Raw genomic sequence first — 6411 nt, 5'->3', positions numbered from 1 at the left:
GTGCAGGGCTGCCGATTCCAAGCGGCAGCCCTGCACCTCCGGGCAGTTTCTGTCCCGGGTCCGGTTGACTCACATCACATCTAACCCCTACCATTTCATTAGACAGAAAGTTCCTTCCACATTACGGAAGAACGATCAGGCCGAAAGAACGCAAAGGGATCGACGATGACCTACACCGTGAACTGCTCCATCCTCCTCACCGAACTGCCGCTGCTGGAGCGGCCGGCTGCTGCGAAGAAGGCCGGCTTTGACGCCGTCGAGTTCTGGTGGCCGTTCGAAACCTCCACGCCGTCCGAGGCTGATCTGCAAGCCTTCGAGAGCGCGATCACCGATGCAGGCGTTCAGCTCACCGGCCTCAACTTCAACGCCGGCAATATGCCCGGCGGCGATCGCGGCTTGGTCTCCTGGCCGGAGCGGCAGGATGACTTCCGCGCGAACGTGCCGGTCGTCGTCGGGATCGGTGAGCGGCTGGGCTGCATGGCTTTCAACGCGCTGTACGGCAACCGGATCGATGGCGTGAGCGCCGAGGAACAGGACGCGGTCGCCGTCGACAATCTGGCTTTCGCGGCTGACGCCGTTGCTGCAATTGGCGGCGTTGTTCTTGTGGAGCCGGTCAGCGGTGCCGAGAAGTACCCGCTGCTCACGGCACAGGACGCGCTGAACGTGATCGCGAAGACCGGCAAGAGCAACATCAAGCTCCTCGCCGACTTCTACCACCTGGCGGTCAACGGCGATGACGTTGCGCAGGTCATCGCGAACCACGCCAAGGACTTCGGCCACATCCAGATTGCCGACGCCCCCGGCCGCGGAGCTCCCGGAAGTGGCAACCTCCCGCTCGGAGAGTGGATCTCCCGCAGCCGCGAACTCGGGTACGAAGGCTACATCGGGCTCGAGTACAAGGAACCGGCGGACACCGCCTTCAACTGGGCCATCCGCGAACACGCCTCCCGCTAATCCCCACCCGCTCCCTAACCTCGCAAGCTCGGCCAGGGAACCTAAGCGGGCGTGGGTCCAGCACAACACTCAAGGACAAACAGAATGAGCAAAGTAACAGTCATCGGACTCGGCATCATGGGCCTGCCCATGGCCATCAACCTCGTCAAGGCCGGCCACACCGTCACCGGCTTTAACCGCAGCTCCGACAAGATGGACAAGCTTGTCTCTGAGGGCGGTTCAGCGGCAGCCAGCATCGCTGACGCCGTCAAGGATGCCGACGTCGTCATCACCATGGTTCCGGATTCACCGGATGTCGAGGGCGTGGTGAGCGGGGACGACGGCGTTTTCGCCAACGCGAAAAAGGGCGCCCTCTGGATCGATGCCAGCAGCATTCGCCCGGATGTCGCGGTTGAGCTTTCCAGGCAGGCGCGCGACGCCGGTCTCAAGCCGCTGGACGCGCCGGTTTCCGGCGGCGAGCAGGGCGCCATCGATGCCGTCCTCTCGATTATGGTCGGCGGAGAGAAGGAAGACTTCGACGCCGCACAGGACGTTTTGACCGCCGTAGGCAAGACCATCGTGCATGTGGGTCCGTCCGGCTCCGGCCAGACCGTGAAAGCCGCCAATCAGCTCATCGTCGCCGTCAACATCGGCGTCCTGTCTGAAGCGATCGTCTTCCTCGAGGCCTACGGCGTAGATACCGACGCCGCCCTCAAGGTCCTTGGCGGCGGCCTCGCCGGCTCCAAGGTGCTCGACCAGAAGGGCCAGAAGATGCTGGACCGCAACTTCGACCCCGGCTTCCGGCTAGCGCTCCACCACAAGGATCTCGGCATTGTCACCTCAGCCGCCCGCGAAGCCGGCGTTGCCACCCCACTGGGTGCCGTCGTCGCGCAGTTGGTTGCCTCGCTCGTCAACACGGGCGACGGCGGCCTCGACCACTCCGGCCTCTTCAAGCTGATCAACCAGCTGTCCGGCAAATAAACCCCAAACTTTCGTGCAGATCAGGCGAGCCGACGACGTCGGAAGTCACCTTAGCTGCGCAAAACTTCCCGAAGTAGGAGCACACCATGCCTAAAATGCGCGCTGTCGACGCAGCCGTTGCGATCCTGGAGAAGGAGGGCGCCACCACGGCGTTCGGCCTGCCCGGAGCAGCAATCAACCCCTTCTATTCCGCGATGCGCGCCCACGGCGGCATCCACCACGTCCTCGCCCGCCACGTTGAGGGCGCCTCGCACATGGCGGAGGGTTTCACCCGTGCCAAGCCGGGCAACATCGGCATCTGCATCGGCACCTCCGGTCCCGCGGGAACCGACATGATCACCGGGCTCTACTCCGCCATGGCAGACTCCATCCCCATCCTCTGCATCACCGGCCAGGCACCTGTGGCCAAGCTGCACAAGGAAGATTTCCAGGCCGTGGATATCGCATCCATCGCCGGACCGGTCACCAAGATGGCCGTGACCGTCATGGAAGCGGGCCAGGTTCCCGGCACCTTCCAGAAGGCGTTCCACGAAATGCGGACCGGCCGCCCGGGCCCCGTGCTGATCGATCTGCCGATCGACGTCCAGCAGACAATGATCGAGTTCGATCCTGACACCTACGAGCCGCTCCAGGTCCACAAGCCGGCAGCCACGCGCAAGCAGTTGGAGAAGGCCCTGGACATGCTGACGGCGGCTGAGAAGCCTCTGATCGTGGCCGGCGGCGGCATCATCAACGCCAACGCCTCCGAGCAGTTGGTGGAGCTCGCCGAACTGCTGAACATCCCCGTCATCCCGACCCTCATGGGCTGGGGCACCATCCCCGACGACCACGAGCTGATGGCAGGCATGGTCGGCCTGCAGACCTCGCACCGCTACGGCAATGCGACCATGCTGGAGTCGGACTTCGTGATCGGCATCGGCAACCGGTGGGCCAACCGCCACACCGGCGCCCTGGACGTCTACACCAAGGGCCGCACGTTCGTGCACATCGACATCGAGCCCACGCAGATCGGCCGCGTCTTCGCGCCGGACTTCGGCATCGTGTCCGACGCCGGTGCCGCCCTCAGCGGTCTGGTCGAGGTTGCCCGCGAACGCAAGGAGCAGCAGGGCCTGCCGGACTGGAACGCCTGGGTGAAAGACTGCGCGCAGCGGAAGTCCATGCTGCAGCGCAAGACCAACTTCACCAACGTTCCGGTCAAGCCGCAGCGTGTGTACCAGGAGATGAACAGCGCCTTCGGCCGGGACACCCGTTACGTTTCGACCATCGGGCTTTCCCAGATCGCCGGCGCGCAGTTCCTGCACGTCTACGAGGCGCGCAACTGGATCAACTGCGGCCAGGCGGGCCCGCTGGGGTGGACCCTTCCCGCAGCGCTGGGCGTGGCCCAGGCAAGTCCGGGGGAGACCGTCGTCGCGCTTTCCGGCGATTACGACTTCCAGTTCATGATCGAAGAGCTGGCCGTCGGCGCCCAGTTCCAGCTGCCGTACATCCACGTAGTTGTGAACAACTCCTACCTCGGCCTCATCCGCCAGGCGCAGCGCGGGTTCGAGATGGACTACCACGTGTCCCTCGCCTTCGAGAACGTGAATGCACCCGAGCTTGACGGCTACGGCGTGGACCACATCAAGGTCGCTGAGGGCCTCGGCTGCAAGGCGATCCGCGTCCGTGAGGCTGATGATCTGCAGGCTGCTTTCGAGAAGGCCCGCGCCCTCATGCAGGAGTACCGCGTGCCGGTGGTCGTGGAGGTCATCCTCGAACGCGTCACCAACATCTCGATGGGCGCCGCGGGAATCGACGCAATCAACGAGTTCGAGGACCTTGCCGAATCCTCCGACGACGCCCCCACCGCCATCTCCCTGCTCGTCTAGAGGACTGGTTCAATAGCGTCATGCGAATCGTCATTGCACCGGACAAGTTCAAGGGCTCGCTCACGGCTCCCGAGGTGGCAGAACGGCTACGTGCCGGGCTGCTGACAGCGGACCCGGCGCTCACAGTGGACACTGTCCCAGTGGCCGACGGCGGTGAGGGCACACTCGATGCCGCCCTCGCCGCCGGGTTCGACCGCCATACGGTTCCAGTCTCCGGACCGACGGGCGAACCAATCGAAGCTCCGATTGCCATTCGCGGTTCCACGGCGGTGATCGAGATGGCGCTCGCGTCCGGCCTTGCCGTTCTCCCCGGGGGAGTGCTGCGGGCCCGCGAAGCGACCAGTCTCGGCACCGGTGAACTGATCCGCTACGCGCTTGACTCCGGCTGCACCAGCATTGTGCTGGGCGTCGGCGGCAGCGCGAACACAGACGGCGGCGCCGGGATGCTTACCGGCCTCGGCGCCGCTTTGCTCGATGGCGCCGGCGCCGCGCTCCCCGCTGGAGGCGCGGCGTTGGCTGACCTGGCCTGGATTGATGTGTCCAACCTGGATCCGCGGCTCGCCACTGTGGTGTTCACCCTGGCGTCCGACGTCGACAATCCCCTCCTGGGCCCCAACGGTGCTGCAGCCGTATTCGGCCCCCAAAAGGGAGCAACGCCCGACGACGTCGCTCACCTGGGCGGTGCCCTGGCCCGCTTCGTTGAGGTGCTGGAGAAGGAACTGGGTCCGCGTGCCGCCGCACTGGCTGCGGCGCCCGGTGCCGGCGCCGCAGGTGGTGTCGGTTACGCAGCCCTCGCTGTACTGAACGCCGAGCGCAGACCGGGTATCGACGTCGTACTGGAGCTCACCGGACTCGCTGAAAAGCTGGACGGTGCGGATCTGGTGATCACCGGCGAGGGGAGCCTGGATGAGCAAAGCCTCGGCGGGAAGACCCCGCTGGGAGTGGCCATGGCGGCCGGGGATATCCCGGTGATTGCCGTGTGCGGGCGCACAACGTTGACTCATGAACAGGTCACAGCGGCAGGGTTCAAGAGCGTGTACGCGCTAACCGACCTGGAGCCCGACGTCGGCACATGCATCGCCAACGCCGGGGTATTGCTTGAGCAGGTAGGGCAAAATATTGCCGCCTCCATTGGCGTGGGGGCCGGAAACGGAGGAAAGCCATGAGCAGCGAAACATACGACCTCGTTATCCGCGGTGAGCGGATCCTGACCACAGCGGGGATCGCGCCGCGGGAAATCGGCGTTCGGGACGGCGTTATTGTGGCAATGGAGCCACTGGGCAACGGTCTCGACGGCGCCACGGTGGTGGAACTCGCTCCCGATGAGACGCTGATCCCCGGTCTGGTTGACTCGCACGTGCACGTGAACGAACCCGGCCGGACAGAGTGGGAGGGCTTTGCGTCCGCCACGAAGGCTGCTGCGGCGGGCGGCGTGACCACCATCATCGACATGCCGTTGAACAGCATCCCGCCCACGGTCACCGTGGACGCGCTCGAGCAGAAGCGGGCCGTGGCGGAAACCCAGTCCTTCGTCGACGTGGGCTTCTGGGGCGGCGCCATTCCCGGCAACACGGCGGACCTCCGTCCACTCCATGACGAGGGCGTCTTCGGGTTCAAGTGCTTCCTGCTCCACTCCGGTGTGGACGAGTTTCCACATCTCGAGGCCGATGAGATGGAAACGGACATGGCGGAGTTGAAGACCTTCGACTCCCTCATGATCGTTCACGCCGAAGACTCCCGCTCCATTGACCGTGCACCGTCCGCGGAGGGGGACCAGTACTCGAAGTTCCTCGCCTCCCGCCCACGCGGTGCCGAGAACGTGGCTATCGCCGAGGTCATCGAACGTGCCCGCTGGACGGGTGCTCGTGCGCACATCCTGCACCTGTCGTCGTCGGACGCGCTGCCCATGATTGCAACGGCCAAGCGCGACGGCGTGCACCTCACGGTTGAGACGTGCCCCCACTACCTGACGCTATTGTCGGAGGAGATTCCGAACGGGGCCACGGCATTCAAGTGCTGCCCGCCGATCCGTGAAGCGTCCAACCGGGAGCTGCTGTGGCAGGGGCTCATTGACGGGACGATCGACTGCATCGTGTCCGACCATTCGCCGTCCACCCTGGACCTCAAGGATCTCGAGAACGGCGACTTCGGCGTAGCTTGGGGCGGCGTTTCCTCGCTGCAGCTGGGTCTCTCGCTGATCTGGTCGGAGGCGCGGAAGCGGGGCATTCCGCTTGAGCGGGTTGTGGAGTGGATGTCGGCCCGTCCGGCCAAGCTGGCCCGCCTGCAGCGCAAGGGTCAGCTCGCGCTGGGCTACGACGCGGACTTCTCCGTTTTCGCAGCGGATGACACCTTCGTGGTGGACGTGAACAAACTCCATCACAAGAACCCCATCTCGCCCTACGCGGGCAAGGCCTTGTCCGGGATCGTCCGCACTACCTACCTCCGCGGTGAGGCACTGGATCTCGAGAAGCCGACGGGTCGGCTGCTCCGCCGAGGAGCGGCCTGATCCGACACAGGACATGCATCGAGTGGGCGCGCAGAACCACCTCTCGTGCGAGCGCAGGTAGTTAGCGCCTCCTCGATGCGACAGACTCCGGAAGGGTGCTAGCACGTCCGTCCGGGAACGCAGAAG

General features: G+C 65.0%; 5 protein-coding genes. All 5 read left to right on the top strand.

Going from position 1 to position 6411, the window contains the following annotated elements:
- The first annotated feature begins 165 nt into the window (after positions 1 to 165).
- The 5 genes from ABFX19_RS04390 (at position 166) to allB (ending at position 6285) form a co-directional block, all read left to right on the top strand.
- A complete protein-coding gene (locus ABFX19_RS04390; protein WP_346027629.1) occupies positions 166 to 954 on the top strand; it encodes a hydroxypyruvate isomerase family protein in 789 nt (262 codons plus the stop codon).
- Positions 955 to 1005: 51 nt separating this feature from the next.
- Entirely contained in the window at positions 1006 to 1914 is a 909-nt protein-coding gene (locus ABFX19_RS04385; protein ID WP_428831009.1) for a 2-hydroxy-3-oxopropionate reductase, read from the top strand.
- A gap of 86 nt (positions 1915 to 2000) precedes the next feature.
- The gene (gcl, locus tag ABFX19_RS04380; protein WP_346027627.1) at positions 2001 to 3779 is read left to right on the top strand and encodes a glyoxylate carboligase; all 1779 of its coding nucleotides are present in this window, start codon (positions 2001 to 2003) and stop codon (positions 3777 to 3779) included.
- A gap of 20 nt (positions 3780 to 3799) precedes the next feature.
- Positions 3800 to 4945, top strand: coding sequence for a glycerate kinase (locus ABFX19_RS04375; RefSeq protein WP_346027626.1), 1146 nt, complete (start codon positions 3800 to 3802; stop codon positions 4943 to 4945).
- Complete coding sequence (gene allB / locus ABFX19_RS04370; RefSeq protein WP_277359302.1) at positions 4942 to 6285, top strand: allantoinase AllB; 1344 nt, start codon at positions 4942 to 4944, stop codon at positions 6283 to 6285. Before ABFX19_RS04375 ends, allB begins: the two co-directional genes overlap by 4 nt.
- The last annotated feature ends 126 nt before the right edge of the window (positions 6286 to 6411 follow it).

This window comes from Arthrobacter parietis, assembly GCF_039530425.1.
Lineage (GTDB): Bacteria > Actinomycetota > Actinomycetes > Actinomycetales > Micrococcaceae > Arthrobacter_D > Arthrobacter_D parietis.
The sequence above is the reverse complement of the archived record's forward strand: the minus strand, read 5'-3'. Positions and strand labels throughout refer to the sequence as shown.

Coding starts and splice junctions, on each gene's coding strand:
- ABFX19_RS04390 (WP_346027629.1), top strand. CDS start 166: ATGACCTACACCGTGAACTGCTCCATCCTCCTCACCGAACTGCCGCTG.
- ABFX19_RS04375 (WP_346027626.1), top strand. CDS start 3,800: ATGCGAATCGTCATTGCACCGGACAAGTTCAAGGGCTCGCTCACGGCT.
- gcl (WP_346027627.1), top strand. CDS start 2,001: ATGCCTAAAATGCGCGCTGTCGACGCAGCCGTTGCGATCCTGGAGAAG.
- allB (WP_277359302.1), top strand. CDS start 4,942: ATGAGCAGCGAAACATACGACCTCGTTATCCGCGGTGAGCGGATCCTG.